The 16,082-nt window shown below is 62.2% G+C and carries 13 protein-coding genes; 7 read left to right on the forward strand and 6 right to left on the reverse strand.

Going from position 1 to position 16,082, the window contains the following annotated elements; translation table 11 throughout:
* Nucleotides 1-28: 28 nt before the first annotated feature.
* Nucleotides 29-2,467, reverse strand: coding sequence for a TonB-dependent receptor plug domain-containing protein (locus QWL29_RS14850; protein WP_305823657.1), 2,439 nt, complete (start codon nt 2,465-2,467; stop codon nt 29-31).
* A 419-nt stretch (nt 2,468-2,886) separates the two neighbouring features.
* Between QWL29_RS14850 and QWL29_RS14855 the strand changes: the two genes are divergently transcribed.
* Entirely contained in the window at nt 2,887-3,918 is a 1,032-nt protein-coding gene (locus QWL29_RS14855) for an alpha/beta fold hydrolase (RefSeq protein ID WP_305823658.1), read from the forward strand.
* A 71-nt stretch (nt 3,919-3,989) separates the two neighbouring features.
* Here the strand turns inward: QWL29_RS14855 and pepA are convergent, their stop codons facing one another.
* The 5 genes from pepA to QWL29_RS14880 all read right to left on the reverse strand — a co-directional run bounded on the left by pepA (nt 3,990) and on the right by QWL29_RS14880 (nt 10,571).
* Nucleotides 3,990-4,868, reverse strand: a complete 879-nt coding sequence (gene pepA / locus QWL29_RS14860; protein WP_305823659.1) for a flocculation-associated PEP-CTERM protein PepA — start codon at nt 4,866-4,868, stop codon at nt 3,990-3,992.
* A 249-nt stretch (nt 4,869-5,117) separates the two neighbouring features.
* Nucleotides 5,118-7,826: an aconitate hydratase AcnA gene (gene acnA, locus QWL29_RS14865; RefSeq protein ID WP_305823660.1), complete on the reverse strand. Its 2,709-nt coding sequence runs from the start codon at nt 7,824-7,826 to the stop codon at nt 5,118-5,120.
* Between the two features lie 91 nt (nt 7,827-7,917).
* A complete protein-coding gene (locus QWL29_RS14870) occupies nt 7,918-8,460 on the reverse strand; it encodes a hypothetical protein (RefSeq protein WP_305823661.1) in 543 nt (180 codons plus the stop codon).
* A complete protein-coding gene (locus tag QWL29_RS14875) occupies nt 8,460-9,464 on the reverse strand; it encodes an HpcH/HpaI aldolase/citrate lyase family protein (protein ID WP_305823662.1) in 1,005 nt (334 codons plus the stop codon). The genes QWL29_RS14870 and QWL29_RS14875 overlap by 1 nt, the downstream gene beginning before the upstream one ends.
* A gap of 117 nt (nt 9,465-9,581) precedes the next feature.
* The gene (locus QWL29_RS14880) at nt 9,582-10,571 is read right to left on the reverse strand and encodes a malate dehydrogenase (protein ID WP_305823663.1); all 990 of its coding nucleotides are present in this window, start codon (nt 10,569-10,571) and stop codon (nt 9,582-9,584) included.
* A 326-nt stretch (nt 10,572-10,897) separates the two neighbouring features.
* Between QWL29_RS14880 and QWL29_RS14885 the strand changes: the two genes are divergently transcribed.
* The 6 genes from QWL29_RS14885 to QWL29_RS14910 all read left to right on the forward strand — a co-directional run bounded on the left by QWL29_RS14885 (nt 10,898) and on the right by QWL29_RS14910 (nt 16,082).
* The gene (locus tag QWL29_RS14885) at nt 10,898-11,665 is read left to right on the forward strand and encodes a GntR family transcriptional regulator (RefSeq protein WP_305823664.1); all 768 of its coding nucleotides are present in this window, start codon (nt 10,898-10,900) and stop codon (nt 11,663-11,665) included.
* 432 nt (nt 11,666-12,097) lie between these two features.
* The gene (sdhC, locus tag QWL29_RS14890; protein WP_305823665.1) at nt 12,098-12,520 is read left to right on the forward strand and encodes a succinate dehydrogenase, cytochrome b556 subunit; all 423 of its coding nucleotides are present in this window, start codon (nt 12,098-12,100) and stop codon (nt 12,518-12,520) included.
* A gap of 2 nt (nt 12,521-12,522) precedes the next feature.
* Nucleotides 12,523-12,891 carry a succinate dehydrogenase, hydrophobic membrane anchor protein gene (gene sdhD, locus QWL29_RS14895; protein WP_305823666.1) on the forward strand — a complete coding sequence of 123 codons (369 nt, stop codon included), beginning with the start codon at nt 12,523-12,525 and terminating at the stop codon, nt 12,889-12,891.
* A 2-nt stretch (nt 12,892-12,893) separates the two neighbouring features.
* A complete protein-coding gene (sdhA, locus tag QWL29_RS14900; RefSeq protein WP_305823667.1) occupies nt 12,894-14,672 on the forward strand; it encodes a succinate dehydrogenase flavoprotein subunit in 1,779 nt (592 codons plus the stop codon).
* A gap of 59 nt (nt 14,673-14,731) precedes the next feature.
* Nucleotides 14,732-15,442: a succinate dehydrogenase iron-sulfur subunit gene (locus QWL29_RS14905; RefSeq protein WP_305823668.1), complete on the forward strand. Its 711-nt coding sequence runs from the start codon at nt 14,732-14,734 to the stop codon at nt 15,440-15,442.
* Nucleotides 15,443-15,779: 337 nt separating this feature from the next.
* On the forward strand, nt 15,780-16,082 hold the full coding sequence (locus QWL29_RS14910; RefSeq protein ID WP_305823669.1) for an FAD assembly factor SdhE: 303 nt from the start codon (nt 15,780-15,782) through the stop codon (nt 16,080-16,082).

The raw sequence follows: 16,082 nt of genomic DNA on the forward strand, positions 1-16,082 counted from the left end.
GGCTGCCCGGCCTGCTTACATCGTCACCTTAGAACGAATAATCCACCCGCGCATACATCGAGCGGCCGTTGATGCCGAACGGGCAGGTTTCCCAGCAGTGGGTAAAGCCCATGGACGGGAAGGGATTGGTGTCGGAGGCTTGCCAGCGCGTCGGGTAGGTATCGAACAGGTTGTTGATGCCGGCCGCGACGCTCAGCGCCTTGCTGAACGAATAGCGCGCGGTCAGGTCGACGATCCATTTCGCGTCCCAAGTCTGCACGTCCGGTGTGAAGCCCTGGCCCTGCACCTTGCCGAAGTAGTTGGCGCGGGCGGTCGCGTTCCAGGGGCCGGTCGTGTAGTCGGCCGCCACCACGTGGTGCTGGCGCGGCTGGCCGCGTTCGATCAGGATCACCTGCGCGTTGTCGAACAGCTGTTCGCCCGTCAGCACCGGCGACTGCGAATGGCGGTCCTTCACCCTGGTCTTGTTGAAGCCCAGCTGGCCGGACAGCACCAGGGTCGAGCCGGCGTTGCGCGTGGTGTGCTGGGCCGTCAGGTCGAAGCCGTCGGTGCTGGTGTCGATCGCGTTCGTGAAGAACTGGGCCTGGCCCACGCGCAGCGGCACCAGCAGCGCGCCGATCGGGCAGCGCACCGGATCGATGCAAGTGCCGTTTTCCGCCTGCAGGACGCTGGAGAAGACGATGCGGTCGTCGATGTTGGTCCGGTAGAGGTCGGCCGTGACCGAGAAGTTCTTGCTCGGACGCAGGATGACGCCGACGCTGGCATTCTTCGACTGTTCTTCCTTCAGCGGCGAAATGCCGAAGGCCTGGGTCACGGCGCTGCCTTCGCGTGCGGTCAGCGTTTCGGTCAGCGTGCCGTCCTGGTTCAGGTTGGTCGACACCGAGCTGTAGAATTTCTGCTGCACGCCCGGCGCCCGGAAGCCCGTGGAAACGCTGCCGCGTACGCCGACGGTCGGCGACGGATCCCAGCGCGCGCTCAGCTTGCCCGTGGTGGTCGAGCCGAAGTCGGAATAGCGTTCATGGCGCACGGCCGCGCCGACGTTCACCTGCTCGCCGAACTTGCGCTCCAGGTCCAGGTAGAGCGCAACGTTGTGCCGTGCATCGTCGACCGCATTCGACGGCGTGTAGCCGGGGAAACCCTGGATGCCGGACGCTGCGACGCCGCCGAACCGGTCGAGGATGAGCTTGCCCGGATTGTTGGTGCGGCCGTACTGGTACGAGACCGGATCGCCGGCCACGATCTCGTAGCCGTCGCGGCGCCATTCGAAGCCGGTGGCCACGTACAGTGGCGCGCCACCCACCTGCACCGGCCCCTTGAAGTCGAGATTGAAGGTGGTCTGGTTGAATTTCAGCGCGCCGGTATCGGCCTCGAGCGGCGACTCGCGCCGGTTGTCTTCGTAGTAGTAGCTGACGTTGATCGAGTTGCGTTCGTGGAAGCCGAGTTCGCTGCGGCCATGGTTCACGCTCGCATCCATGCTCCACTCATTGCCCAGCTCGTGCCGGTAGCCGAGCGCCAGCGAAGCATCCTTGACCGTGGTGACAATGTTCGGCAGGAAGCCGTTCGGATAGATCTCGGGCACGGTGCGCGCATCTTCGGCAGGGCGGAAGAAGCCGCCGGAGTCGCCCTTGCGTTTCGAGGCGCCGCCGAACACGTAGAACTCGCCGCCGTTCGAGCGCACCGGCAGCGCCGCGTTCAGCCACAAATAGGCGTCCTTGGCATTGCTGTCGCCGATGCGCTGGGTCACGCGCGGCGGGTCGACGCGCAGGGTGTCGACGCCGGCGCGGTTGGTTTCGTTGCGCTTGCGCCCTTCCAGCGACAGGTTCAGGTAGCCGCCGTCGGCGCCGAGCGCGAAGCCCTTGTGGATGCTGGCCGAATAGGTGTCGCCGTCGCCCTCGCTTGTCGTGCCGACGTTGGCGCTGAACTGGCCGAGGTCGGCGCCCTTCTTGAGGATGATGTTGATGACGCCGGCAATCGCATCCGAGCCGTACTGGGCCGCGGCGCCGTCGCGCAGCACCTCGATGCTCTGGATGGCGGACAGGGGGATGGCGTTGATGTCGGTGCCGGCCGAGCCGCGCCCGATGGTTTGCTGCACGTTTACCAGCGCCTGCTGGTGGCGGCGCTTGCCGTTGATCAGGACCAGCAACTGGTCGGGGCCGAGGCCGCGCAGCGTGGCAGGACGGATGATGTCGGTGCCGTCGCTGATGAAGGTGGTGGTGAAGTTGAACGACGGATCGAGGTCCTGCAGCACCTTGCCCAGTTCCTGCATGCCGGTCGACTGCATGTCCTTCAAATTCACCAGGCCGACCGGTACCGAGGTATCGAGCGCGGTCTTGGCCTGGGCGCGCGAACCGAGCACGATCACCTGTTGCAGCGGTTCATCCGTTTGCTCCTGCGCCCGGGCTTGCGCCGGTGCGAAAGCGGCAAGGATGGCAGAAGCCAGCAGCGCGCGTTGCAGCGTTTGTTTCTTCATTATTCTCGTCCCTTGAATGTTCGTTACGCTATCGAATGCAGCGGTATGTCATGTGTACTGACAAATCCATCATAACTAAACGTTATCTCTTGGCAAGCTTTACTTATGCTGCATTGAAAACGTGGACGGCGTGACACACTCGGCAATGTTGCTTGACAAGGGGGACGGGCGAGGCTAGGCGGATGAGCGCCTGGATCGAAGCGGATTGCGGGTAGAGAACCCGGCCTCAGCGCCGCAACAGCAGCGCCCGCGTGTACACGAAGCGCACGCCAAGGTGGATGACGGCGCCCGCGCCGGCGATGATGGTGGCGGCAATCATTATTTTTCAATCAAATCGGATATGCCTGCCGGCGCATATTCGTTGCTTTTATGCAAAGCCATGGGTAGGATGGCCATTCCCGTTCCTGCCGGAGTTGCCGATGCCTCGCCTCGTGAAGCTGCTGTCCGCCCTGTTCCTGTCGCTCCCCATCCTTGCCGGCGCGGCCTGCGAAGACCCCGCCAAACCAATCGACGAACAGGGCTTCGTCGCCATCAACGGCATCGAACAATGGGTCACGATCAAGGGCGAGCGCTGCGGCAACCCTGTGGTGCTGTTGGTGCACGGCGGCCCCGGCAATCCGCTCACGCCTTACGCCCGGAATGTCTTCGGCGCCTGGGAAAAGGACTTCACCCTGGTGCACTGGGACCAGCGCGGATCGGGCATGACCTACGGCCGCAACCGCCCGGCCGAAGACGAAGCGCTAACGATGGAGCTGCTGGTTGCAGACGGCATCGGCGTGGCCGACTACGCCACCCGCCACCTCGGCAAGCGCAAGCTGCTGTTGTGGGGCAGTTCCTGGGGCTCGATGCTGGGCATCCAGATAGCGCATGCGAAGCCTGCGCTGTTCGACGCCTATATTGGCGCGGTGCAAGTGATTTCGTACAAGGAAAACGAGACGGCGATGTACGGCAAGCTGTTGCAGCTGGCACGCGCCGCGGACGACAAGGATGCCATCGGCAAGCTTGAAGCGCTGGGCGTGCCGCCCTGGACCAATCCGCGCGCCTTTGGCATTGCGCGCCGCATCGACCGCAAGTACGAAGCAAAAGTCACCGATCCGGCGCCAGGCTGGTGGTGGAAGCCGGCGCCGCTATATGCAACGCCGAAGTACGAGGCCGACTACGAAGCCGGCGAAGATTATTCTTTCCTGCAGTTCGTCGGCCTGCAGGGCGACGGCATGTTCTCGCGCTACGATTCATATCGGATGGGAACCCGGTTCGCATTGCCGGTGTTCTTCGTCATGGGCCAGGAAGACATCCTGTCGGCGCCCGAAGTGGCGCGGCGCTACTTCGAGCGCATCGAGGCGCCGCACAAACGCTTCGTGGTGGTGCCGCGCGCCGGCCACGACCCGAATGAGCCGATGATGGCCGCCCAGCTCCAGGTCTTGCGCGAAGCGGCTGCTTTGCTGCGCTGAGCAATTGTTCAGGGTATTGGAATGAGCAAGAGCGGGCGAGCCCGCTCTCCCATGGCGCGTCGAATCACGCATCAAGCCTTGCGGGCGCGTTTGCGCGCCACCACGCCGGCGCCCAGCATCGCAATACCGAACAGGGCCAGTGAACCCGGCTCCGGTACTTCCGCATCGACTTCGCTCAGCTTGAACTGGCCATTGCTGCTGATGAAGAAATAATCACCCGGGACGTTCGCATAAGCGTCGCCGTTGTTCGGGCATCCCGTGCCCGTGAATCCGGCAAACTGGCAGGCCACTTCTTCCACCAGGCGGGCTGTTGGATCGCCGATCGTGTTTGCGTTGGTGAAGGCAAAGGACAGGATGGCTTCTTCGGACAGGTCGTCGCCGTTCGCCCGGAAGAAATAGCCAGGCGCGAGAGAGCCGGCATCGGCCTGGGCAAACACGCTGACCTGGCCATTGTCGGTGGGGTCGCCGTTGCCATCGACCATGCCGCCGCCGCGTGCCAGCACGTTGAAGCTCGCGATCAGGTTACCCAGGTCGGCGCCATAGATACCTTCGGTGCCGCCATACTGGTTGGTCGCATTCTGGTACATGCGAATGGTGCCGCCGGTAAAGGCGAACGAACCGCCGAACGTACCGGTGCCGGTGGCTTCGAAAATCGCGGAAATATTCCCGCCTGCGTAGTTATCGTCGAAATCCTGGCCGTTCGAATCGGCCTGCTTGATATTGAAGACAGCATGTTCGGTGAAGGTGAAGCTGTTCGGTCCGGTCCGGTTCAGGTTGATGAAGGCATTGCCGTTCACATCGAGGTATTCATTGATTTCTTGTCCACTATCAAAGCCGCCGCCGATGGGATTGAACACCCAGTTGTTCAAGACATCCTGCGACTGCGCCTGGGCCGCGCCCATCGACACTGCCAATGCCGTTCCCAGGGCCAGTTTCTTCAGAAGTTTCATGATCACATCCTCTTCAAGGTTGAGCGGTGCCCCCACCGCAAAACAAGCGAAGCAAACACCGTTCCAGTGTATTGACACGATGTGAAATCAAGGACTTGGCGCAGTATTTATTAAATGAAAAACGTGAAATGTAAAGAAATCCGATCTCAGCAGCAATAGAGATTGCTGCTCATCCATTCGATACTGGCCGCGCCCGAAAAAAAACCGGCCCCTCGCGGAGCCGGTTTGCAGGGGACTACGGTTGACGATTTACGCAGCCAGCAGCTGGCGCAGCACGAACGGCAGGATGCCGCCATGCTTGTAGTAGTCGACTTCGATCGGGGTGTCGATACGCAGCAGAACCTGCACTTCCTGCGATTCGCCGTTTTCACGATGAATGACGAGGGTGGCTTGTTGCTGTGGCTTGATCTCGCCTTCCAGGCCCTTCAGGTCGTAGGTTTCCTTGCCGGTGATGCCCAGGGTCTCGACGCTGTCGGTACCGATGAACTGCAGCGGCAGCACGCCCATGCCGACCAGGTTCGAGCGGTGGATACGCTCGAACGAACGGACGATAACGGCCTTCACGCCCAGCAGCTGGGTGCCCTTGGCTGCCCAGTCGCGCGACGAGCCGGTGCCGTATTCTTCGCCGCCGAACACCATGGTCGGGGTGCCTTCGGCCACGTACTTCATGGCCGCGTCGTAGATCGACATCTGTTCGCCGGTCGGCTGGTGGAGCGTGATGCCGCCTTCGACCGCGGAACCGTCGGCCTTCGCCGGGATCATGCGGTTCTTGATACGCACGTTGGCGAAGGTGCCGCGCATCATGATTTCGTGGTTGCCGCGACGCGAGCCGTAGGAGTTGAAGTCAGCCTTCAGCACGCCGTGGTCCTTCAGCCATTTACCTGCAGGACCGTCTTCCTTGATCGAACCGGCCGGGGAGATGTGGTCGGTGGTGATCGAGTCGCCGAACACGCCCAGTGCGCGCGCGCCCTGGATGCCGGTGGCGGCCGCTTTCGGGGTCATCTCGAAGTCGCTGAAGAACGGCGGTTCGGCGATGTAGGTCGACTCCGGCCAGTTGTAGACCTGGCCTTCGGTGGTCGACACGCGTTCCCACAGTGCGCCTGGGTTGCCCTTGACGTCTGCGTAGTTCTTCTTGAACACGTCCGAGTTCATCGCGAAGCGCATCAGTTCGCCGATTTCCTGCGAGGTCGGCCAGATGTCGCCCAGGTAGACGTCGACGCCGTCGGCGCCTTTGCCGACCGGTTCGGTCATCAGGTCGCGCGTCATGTTGCCGGCGATCGCGTAGGCGACGACCAGCGGTGGCGAGGCCAGGAAGTTCGAACGGATGTTCGGGTGGATACGTGCTTCGAAGTTACGGTTGCCCGACAGGACGGCCGAGGCGACGATGTCGTTCTGGACGATCGCGGCGTTCAGTTCCGGGGTCAGGTCGCCGGCATTGCCGATGCAGGTGGTGCAGCCGTAGGCGGTCACGCCGAAGCCCAGCTTTTCCAGGTAAGGCAGCAGGCCGGCGGCGGTCAGGTACTCGGTGACCACGCGCGAGCCAGGGGCCAGCGAGGACTTGATGTGCGGCGCCACGGTCAGGCCGCGCTCGACGGCTTTCTTGGCCAGCAGGCCGGCAGCCAGCAGCACGCTCGGGTTCGAGGTGTTGGTGCACGAGGTGATGGCGGCGATCAGGACGTCGCCGTTCTTCACGCGCACGCCGTTGGTGGTCTCGTAGACTTTCGACAGGTCGTCAGCCAGCTTGTTGAAGCCGTTTTCGGTGGTCGGTTTGCTGAACAGTTCGGTGAAGTTGTTCTTCACGTTGCCCAGTTCGATACGGTCTTGCGGACGCTTCGGACCCGCCAGCGAAGGCGTGACGGTCGACAGATCCAGGGTGACGACGCGGGTGTACTCGATCTCGCCTTCCTGCGGGATGCCGAACATGCCCTGGGCCTTGTAGTAGTTCTCGAAGGCAACCAGTTCTTCTTCGGTACGGCCGGTGCCGCGGAAGTAGTCGACGGTGGCTTCATCGACCGGGAAGAAGCCCATGGTTGCGCCGTATTCCGGCGCCATGTTGCCGATGGTGGCGCGGTCGGTGGTCGACAGCGAACGGGTGCCTTCGCCGAAGAACTCGACGAACTTGCCGACGACTTTTTCCTTGCGCAGCAGTTCGGTGATGGTCAGCACCAGGTCGGTTGCGGTGCAGCCTTCGCGCAGCTTGCCCTTCAGGTTGACGCCGATGACGTCCGGGGTCAGGAAGTACACCGGCTGGCCCAGCATGCCGGCTTCGGCTTCGATACCGCCCACGCCCCAGCCGACTACGCCAACGCCGTTGATCATGGTGGTGTGCGAGTCGGTGCCGACCAGGGTGTCGGGGTAGAAGGTGTCGCCCTGCTTCATGACGCCGCGCGCCAGGTATTCCAGGTTGACCTGGTGGACGATGCCGAAGCCCGGTGGCACGACGCCGAAGGTGTCGAAGGCCTGCATGCCCCACTTCATGAACTGGTAGCGCTCGTTATTGCGCTGGAATTCCAGTTTCATGTTCAGGTCGAGCGCGCCCGGTTCGCGGAAGTGGTCGATGGTGACCGAGTGGTCGACCACCAGGTCGACCGGCACCAGCGGCTCGATCTTCTTGGCATCGACACCCATTTTATTGGCGACGTTGCGCATCGCGGCCAGGTCGGCCAGCAGCGGCACGCCGGTAAAGTCCTGCAGCACGACGCGGGCCACGACGAAAGGAATCTCGTCGGTACGCTCGGCGGTCGCGCCCCAGTTCGCCAGCTGGCGAACGTGCTCTTCGGTGACCTTCTTGCCGTCGCAGTTACGCAGCACGGATTCGAGGACGATACGGATCGACACCGGCAGGCGCGACAGGTTCACGCCCAGGCTTTCGCCCAGTGCCGGCAGCGAGTAGAACTGGCCCGACTGGCCATCCGCAAGCGGGAAGTCCTTCAGCGTGTTCAGGGTGTTGCGAGACATAAGCTCTCCTTCAGTAGGGTCTCTTGTTATTGCTACTAAATAAATCGTCAGCCAGGGCGACGCGCAGTGTTCCTTGCGTCACCTTTTTGCATCAGCTTTTCTTGTCGTCCAGGGCAGCGGTCACCAGCGGCTTCGACTGCTCGGCGTTCTTGCATTCGTTGGCCAGCTGGCGGTTCAGCTTCGAGTCGAGCAGGATGCCCTTGGCCGGGATACCGATCCAGATCAGGCCATAGTTCTTGTTCTCGAAGCGCAGCGCGCCGGTGGTCGTGCCCACGCGCTCCAGGCGGTGCAGGCGCTTTTTCCAGCGCAGCGCGATGTGGGCGTCGTCTTTTTCATTGGTGTAGATCGTGATCGCATTGCCCAGCTCGCAGGCGTAGTCGGTGACCTTGGTGTCGGTAATGTCCGGTTCCGCTTCATCGACGGTGGCCGCGACAGCGGCCCCGGCGGCGCCTGCGGCCACGACCGCAGCGGCTTTCTTGCCTTTGGAAGATTTTTTGGTTTGCGCCTTTTTTACAACATCGGCGGCTTTCGGATGGTTCTTTTCCGGGGCAGCGGACGCTGGGGCGGCGCACAGACCGAGGGCCGCGAGCATGAAAGTGCCGGCGGCGAGTAGGTGTTTGACTGGGGTGGCCATTAGTGGGGTTCCGTTTGGTTGACGATTGCCGCCGCGGATTCAGGCAGCGCCAGGCCGGCCAGCTTCGCGCGCTGCAAAACGGTCCAATAATATCGGTAGCTGGCGCGGTCGTGCAAGCGCCCATGCTGAGCGATCGGTCCCCAATTCGCCGCCATCGCTTCCTGCAGGATGTTGGTGGCTTCGTTCACCTCCGACAGCCTTGGCGTAAACGCCTTGATGATCGGCTTGATCTGGTCCGGATGGATGCTCCACATGCGCGTGAAGCCGAATTCGGCCCCAGCGCGCTGTGCGTCGTTCGCCACAACCGCGCTGTCCTTGATTTCGGTCGTCACATTATGCGAGGCGACCTTGCCGTGCGCATGACATGCCGCAACCATCTCCAGCTTGGCGCGGACAACCAACGGGTGCGAAAACTGTCCCGGCGTGCGCATCGCGTTCGCGGGAATCGCGCCGTAGTGCGAGGAGACGAAGTCCATGATGCCGAACGACAGGCACTCGACCTGGGGCAGGGCGGCGATGTCCCAGGCCTCGCGCAGGGCGCCATGGGTCTCGACCAGCACGTGCACCGGCAGCGCGGCCGGTGCCGCGTTCGGACGGCCGGCGGGAATTGCCACGCGGTTGATGATTTCCAGTGCGCGGCGCACATCGGCCACGCCGTTCGGCTTCGGCAGCACCACGTAGGCCAGGTTATTCGCCGCGGCGCCGACGATAGCCGTCACGTCGCTTTCAAAAAACGGGCTGTCGATGTCGTGCAGGCGCGCGCCGATGCGCTTGTGGCGGTTGTCCTCGCTGTTGATGAGGTCGGCCACCAGCTGGGCGTGCGCGGCTTCGTTGCCGGCGGCGGCGCCGTCTTCGCAATCGAAGGTGATGTCGAAGACGGGACCAAGCTCTTGTTGCAGGGCCATCGACTTGCGCATCAGTTTCTCCGAGCCGCAATAGTGATCGCAGGCGGGAAGAAGGAGCGGCTGGCGTTTGCCCTGGAATAAAACCTCGGAAGGATGCATGTGTGTTTCGTTAGAAGTGCTTGTAGAAAATGAAGAAGCCGCCGGCCCCTTTCCAGGGGTGCGGCGGCTGCGGCGCACGGTCGGCTTGGCCGGGTCCATGGCGCCGCGCTCGGAAGCTTAGGCCAGCAGGTGGGCCACGCCTTCGCGTTCTTCGGTCAGTTCTTTCAGGGTCAGGTCGATGCGCTCTTGCGAGAAGGCGTCGATTTCCAGGCCTTGCACGATGCTGTACTCGCCGTTTTCGATGGTGACCGGGAAGCCGAACATGGTGCCTTCCGGGATGCCGTACGAACCGTCCGACGGGATGCCCATGGTGGTCCACTTGCCGTTGGTGCCGACGTGCCAGTCGTGCATGTGGTCGATGGCGGCGTTGGCTGCCGACGCTGCCGACGACAGGCCACGTGCTTCGATGATGGCGGCGCCGCGCTTGCCGACGGTCGGCAGGAAGGTGTCGCGGTTCCAGACGTCGTCGTTGATCAGCTCTTTCACCGACTGGCCGTCGATGGTGGCGAAGCGGTAATCGGCGTACATGGTTGGCGAGTGGTTACCCCAGACGGCCAGCTTCTCGATCGAGGCGACCGGCTTGCCGGTTTTCGATGCGACTTGCGACAGGGCGCGGTTGTGGTCCAGGCGCAGCATGGCGGTGAAGTTTTTCGACGGCAGCGATGGGGCCGACTTCATGGCGATGTAGGCATTGGTGTTGGCCGGGTTGCCGACCACCAGCACCTTGACGTTGCGCGAAGCGACGGCGTCGAGCGCCTTGCCTTGCACGGTGAAGATCTGGGCATTCGCTTCCAGCAGGTCCTTGCGTTCCATGCCTGGGCCACGTGGACGTGCGCCAACCAGCAGGGCGTAGTCGACGTCCTTGAAGGCGGTCATCGGGTCGCTGTGGGCGGTCATGCCGGCCAGCAGCGGGAATGCGCAGTCGTCGATTTCCATCATGACGCCTTTCAGCGCCTTCTGTGCTTTTTCGTTGTCGATTTCCAGCAGTTGCAGGATGACCGGCTGGTCTTTGCCCAGCATGTCGCCATTGGCGATGCGGAACAGCAGGGAATAGCCGATCTGGCCGGCCGCGCCGGTAACGGCAACGCGCAGTGGGGTTTTAGCCATGATGAATCTCCAAAAGTGGGAATGAAAACGGTCGACGCCGAGAATACGCCTGTTTGGGAAAACTGCAATGATACCAAAAGCGGCAAGTATTCAAGTGGATGCCTGCAGCAGAGCGGAGCCTCGAAACGGTGTCAAGACGCTGTCGAGACCTTGTCGAGGCGCTGTCTAAACGAGGCGGGCCGCGGGGCGGCAAGCTTCCAATCGACCGCGAGTGTATTCCTCGCCACTTCCACCTGTCAATTGATATCATATGTCTTATATAAGACACATGTCATTGCCATGCGTACACTGGACGGAGCAGGGCTTTCGTGGTGAAATAGCGGTCTATGAATCCCCATTCGTCCAACCCGAGCAACGACGGCACAGGCGGCAACGGCTCGCCGTCGTTCCGGCCGCTGTACCAGCAGATCAAGGCGCTCATCACCCACAGCCTGCAGGCCGGCGAATGGAAGCCGGGCGAACTGATGCCAAGCGAGGTCGAACTGGCGGCGCGCTTCAAGGTCAGCCAGGGCACGGTGCGCAAGGCCATCGACGAGCTGGCGGCCGAGAACCTGGTCGTGCGCCGGCAAGGGAAGGGGACGTTTGTCGCCACCCACCACGAAGAACGCGCCCACTTCCGCTTTCTGAAACTGATGCCCGACGAGGGCGTGCCCCACCATCCCGACAACCGCGTCATCGAGGTCAAGCGCATCCGCGCGCCGGCCGAGGTCGCCCGTTTGCTGGAGTTGAAGGCGGGCGACGCGGTCGTCTACATCAAGCGCGTGCAGTCGTTCGATGGCGCGCCGACGATTTTGGAAGAACTCTGGCTGCCGGGGCAGTTATTCAAGGGGCTGACGGCCGAGCGGCTGGTGGAATACAAGGGGCCGATGTATGGCCTGTTCGAATCGGAATTCGGCACGCGCATGATCCGCGCGACCGAGAAGATCCGCGCGGTCGGCGCCGACAGCGCGGCGGCGGAATATTTGCAGGTGCAGGAAGGCACGCCGCTGCTGTGCGCGGAGCGGGTGTCGTTTACCTATGGCGACAAGGCGGTGGAATTGCGGCGCGGGCTGTATTCGACGGCGAAGCATCATTACCAGAACGCGTTGTCGTAGCAGGGAGAGTTGTGGCGGCATCGCAGACGATGTTGGCCGTGAACGTAAGGTGGGTACCCCGTGCCCACGCGGATGCATGCACAGCGGCGGCTCTCTTCGACGCGGATCACATGATCATCGGCTAACGTCCGCCCGAGCGTTTCGTTGGCGCGACATTCCGCGTGGGCACGGGGTGCCCACCGTACGAGAAACGGCCCGGGCCGCGTTTTGAGGCGCCCGTGTATGCGGTGTTTTGAAGGAATTTGCTAGGCCCAGGCCGGGCCCAGCAACAATCGCTTCATGCGATTAAAATATGTTGGTTTGGAGAATGCGCCGAACAAAACCCTGTTCCCCGCGCGACTGGCCGATAAACTGGAAACGGTTATTGGTGCGGATCAAAAAATCGGCGAAAATTAAGGGTTAATCACATTTTGTCAGTCAAGGAGGTGTTGTATGTCCGAAGCCATAACAAAGCAGCAAAAGAGGGGACAGCCTATTCGTAATGTCAACATTACCGACATTACGATGAACTATCGCCAGCCGCCGTCGGCGATTGTGTCGATCCTGCACCGTATCAGCGGGTTCGGCATGTTCCTGATGCTGCCTTTCCTGCTCTACCTGCTGCAGGAAAGCCTGCGCTCGGAGATTTCGTTCGCCCATTTCGCCGGGATCGTCAGCGGCCTGTTCGTCAAGATTATCCTGCTCGGTCTGTCGTGGGCTTACCTGCACCACTTCACCGCCGGCATCCGCCACCTGTTCATGGACAACCACCTGGCCCTGGACAAGGACGCAGCACAGAAAACCGCACGCTGGGTGCTGGTGATCAGCCTGGCCCTGACCGTCGTCGTCGGCCTGAAACTGTTTGGAGTCTTTTAATCATGGCAAGCAAGAATAATATTGGCCAGCGTCGCCTCGTCGTCGGCGCGCACTACGGCGTGCGCGACTGGCTGGCCCAGCGCATCACCGCGATCCTGATGGTGGTCTACACCGTCATCCTGCTCGGCACCTTCCTGACCGCACAAAATTTCACCTACGAAGGCTGGGCATCGCTGTTCTCGCGCCAGTGGTTCAAGCTGTTCTCGGCAGTCACCTTCTTCGGCCTGTTCTACCACGCCTGGGTCGGCCTGCGTGACATCTGGATGGACTATGTCAAGAACGCCGGCATCAAGCTGTTCCTGCAATGCGCCACGGTGCTTGCGCTGCTGGCCTACGTTGTGTGGACCGTGCAAATTCTCTGGAGTGTTTAATCGTGGCAGCATTTAATTCTGCAATCCCTACCCGCCAATTCGACGTCGTCATCGTCGGCGCCGGCGGTTCCGGCCTGCGCGCCGCACTGCAACTGACCGAAGCCGGCCTGAACGTCGCCGTGCTGTCGAAAGTCTTCCCGACCCGCTCGCACACCGTGGCGGCCCAGGGCGGCATCGGCGCCTCGCTCGGCAACATGAGCGAAGACGACTGGTACTGGCACATGTTCGACACCGTCAAGGGCTCGGACTACCTGGGCGACCAGGACGCGATCGAATTCATGTGCCGCGAAGCACCGAAGGTCGTGTACGAGCTCGAACACTTCGGCATGCCGTTCGACCGCAATCCTGACGGCACGATCTACCAGCGTCCGTTCGGCGGCCACACCGCCAACTTCGGCGAAAAGCCGGTGCAGCGCGCCTGCGCCGCGGCCGACCGTACCGGTCACGCCCTGCTGCACACCCTGTACCAGCGCAACGTCCGCTCGCGCACCCACTTCTTCGTCGAATGGCAAGCCCTCGACCTGGTCCGTAACAGCGACGGCGACGTGCTCGGCGTGGTGGCCCTGGAAATGGAAACCGGCGACGTCATGATGCTCCAAGCGAAGACCACCATCTTCGCCACCGGCGGCGCCGGCCGTATCTTCGCCGCGTCGACCAACGCCTTCATCAACACCGGCGACGGCCTGGGCATGGCGGCACGCGCCGGCCTGCCGCTGCAGGACATGGAGTTCTGGCAGTTCCACCCGACCGGCGTGGCCGGCGCGGGCGTGCTGATCACCGAAGGCGTGCGCGGCGAGGGCGGTATCCTGATCAACTCGAACGGCGAACGCTTCATGGAGCGCTATGCGCCAACCCTGAAGGACCTGGCGCCGCGCGACTTCGTGTCGCGTTCGATGGACCAGGAAATCAAGGAAGGCCGCGGCGTCGGCCCGAACAAGGACCACGTGCTGCTGGACCTGCGCCACATCGGCGCCGACACCATCAAGAAGCGCCTGCCGTCGATTCTCGAGATTGGCCATAAGTTCGCCAACGTCGACGCGACCAAGGAACCGATTCCTGTCGTCCCGACCATCCACTACCAGATGGGCGGCATCCCGACCAACATCCACGGCCAGGTGGTCGCACCCGATGGCACCGGTGGACAGAAAATCGTCAACGGTCTGTATGCAATCGGCGAATGCTCCTGCGTGTCGGTCCACGGCGCGAACCGCCTGGGCACCAACTCGCTGCTCGACCTGGTGGTCTTCGGCCGCGCGGCCGGCAACCACATCGTCGGCCAGAACCTGAAGGCGCAGGGCAACCGCGCGCTGCCGAAGGACTTCGCGGACTACGCGCTGGGCCGCCTGAACAGCCTCGAGACCTCGACCGGTGGCGAGCGCGTGCAGGACGTCGCCAACGACATCCGCGCCACGATGCAGAAGCACTGCGGCGTGTTCCGTACCCAGGCCCTGATGGACGAAGGCGTGCGCGAGATCATGAAGCTGGACGAGCGCCGCAAGCACATCTCGTTCAAGGACAAGTCGAAGGTCTTCAACACCGCGCGTATCGAAGCGATCGAACTCGACAACCTGATCGAAGTGGCCAAGGCAACCGTGGTCTCGGCAGCGGCCCGTAAAGAATCGCGCGGCGCCCACGCGCACAGCGATTTCGAGCAGCGCGACGACGAAAACTGGATGAAGCACACGCTGTTCTTCTCGGAAGGCAACCGCCTGGACTACAAGCCAGTCGTGACCAAGCCGCTGACGGTCGATACCTTCAAACCGAAGCCACGCACTTTTTAAACAAATACAGCTACAGGACCTCGAAAAACGTTTGCGAGGTCCTAACCGAAAGGTAAAAAATGGCACGAACAGTCCAACTGAAGATCTACCGCTACGATCCGGACAAGGATACGAAGCCTTACATGCAAGACGTCACCGTCGAACTGAAAGACACCGACAAGATGCTGCTCGACGCGCTGCAGCGCATCAAGTCGGACGTCGACGATTCGCTGGCCCTGCGCCGCTCGTGCCGCGAAGGCGTGTGCGGTTCGGACGCGATGAACATCAACGGCAAGAACGGCCTGGCCTGCACCACCAACCTGAACGAGCTGACCCAGCCGATCGTGCTGCGTCCCCTCCCGGGCCTGCCGGTGGTACGCGACCTGGTGGTCGACATGACCAACTTCTTCAAGCAGTACCACTCGATCAAGCCGTTCCTGATCAACGAGTCGATCAAGCCTGAAAAGGAACGCCTGCAATCGCCGGAAGAGCGCGAAGAGCTCGACGGCCTGTACGAGTGCATCCTGTGCGCGTGCTGCTCGACCTCGTGCCCATCGTTCTGGTGGAATCCGGACAAGTTCGTCGGTCCGGCCGGCCTGCTGCAAGCCTACCGCTTCATCGCCGACTCGCGCGACGAAGCCACCAACGAGCGCCTGGACAACCTGGAAGACCCGTACCGCCTGTTCCGCTGCCACTCGATCATGAATTGCACGGACGTGTGCCCGAAGGGCCTGAATCCGAACAAGGCGATTGGCAAGATCAAGGAAATGCTGGTTCGCCGGGCGATCTAAGGTTTGCTTGTTTTGATGGTGGGTACGAGTACCCACCCTACGGTTGTAGGGTGGACGGATTCTCCGTCCACGCGTTCAAGAAACGGTTGAACACGTAGGGCGGGTTCTCGAACCCACCACACCCCCCGCATGCGCACCGATAACGCATGCAAAACCGGACACATCCGTCCGCGTAGGTAACACCCGGAACGAACAACTGACCGTCCGTCCCGTGTCGCAAAAATCGGATATCCTCCGCCTGATTGCGTCCAAAGTATTGCAATAAATACAGTAAAAGTACGGTACTGCCGAAGTCCGGCAGCCGGAGTATAGTGTTGACCCAACAACGGACTCTAGTGTGGAAAATCAGCACAACCAGCAGCAACCCGCGCAGCAATTCGCGCATCAAGCCGACCCCGCCAACCGTGCCCGCCTGCGCTGGCGCGCACGCCGGGGCCTGCTCGAAAATGACCTGATCCTCACGCGCTTCCTGGATGCGCACGAGGAAACCTTGAGCGATGAAGAAGTCGATGCGCTGACCCGCCTGCTCGACCTGGCGGACAATCCGCTGATGGACCTGCTGCTGGGCCGCGCCGAGCCCGAGGGTGAAACCGACTTGCCGCACGTGCGCGCCCTGGTGGCGCGCCTGCGCCTAGCGTAA

Origin of the sequence: Massilia brevitalea (assembly GCF_030711405.1) — a bacterium.
Taxonomy (GTDB): Bacteria; Pseudomonadota; Gammaproteobacteria; order Burkholderiales; family Burkholderiaceae_D; genus Telluria; species Telluria brevitalea.

Excerpts from the sequence above, each read along its gene's own strand:
- sdhC (WP_305823665.1), top strand. The coding sequence starts at position 12,098 with ATGTCCGAAGCCATAACAAAGCAGCAAAAGAGGGGACAGCCTATTCGT.
- QWL29_RS14885 (WP_305823664.1), top strand. The coding sequence starts at position 10,898 with ATGAATCCCCATTCGTCCAACCCGAGCAACGACGGCACAGGCGGCAAC.
- acnA (WP_305823660.1), bottom strand. The coding sequence starts at position 7,826 with ATGTCTCGCAACACCCTGAACACGCTGAAGGACTTCCCGCTTGCGGAT.
- QWL29_RS14905 (WP_305823668.1), top strand. The coding sequence starts at position 14,732 with ATGGCACGAACAGTCCAACTGAAGATCTACCGCTACGATCCGGACAAG.
- sdhD (WP_305823666.1), top strand. The coding sequence starts at position 12,523 with ATGGCAAGCAAGAATAATATTGGCCAGCGTCGCCTCGTCGTCGGCGCG.
- QWL29_RS14850 (WP_305823657.1), bottom strand. The coding sequence starts at position 2,467 with ATGAAGAAACAAACGCTGCAACGCGCGCTGCTGGCTTCTGCCATCCTT.
- pepA (WP_305823659.1), bottom strand. The coding sequence starts at position 4,868 with ATGAAACTTCTGAAGAAACTGGCCCTGGGAACGGCATTGGCAGTGTCG.
- QWL29_RS14870 (WP_305823661.1), bottom strand. The coding sequence starts at position 8,460 with ATGGCCACCCCAGTCAAACACCTACTCGCCGCCGGCACTTTCATGCTC.
- QWL29_RS14875 (WP_305823662.1), bottom strand. The coding sequence starts at position 9,464 with ATGCATCCTTCCGAGGTTTTATTCCAGGGCAAACGCCAGCCGCTCCTT.
- QWL29_RS14855 (WP_305823658.1), top strand. The coding sequence starts at position 2,887 with ATGCCTCGCCTCGTGAAGCTGCTGTCCGCCCTGTTCCTGTCGCTCCCC.
- QWL29_RS14880 (WP_305823663.1), bottom strand. The coding sequence starts at position 10,571 with ATGGCTAAAACCCCACTGCGCGTTGCCGTTACCGGCGCGGCCGGCCAG.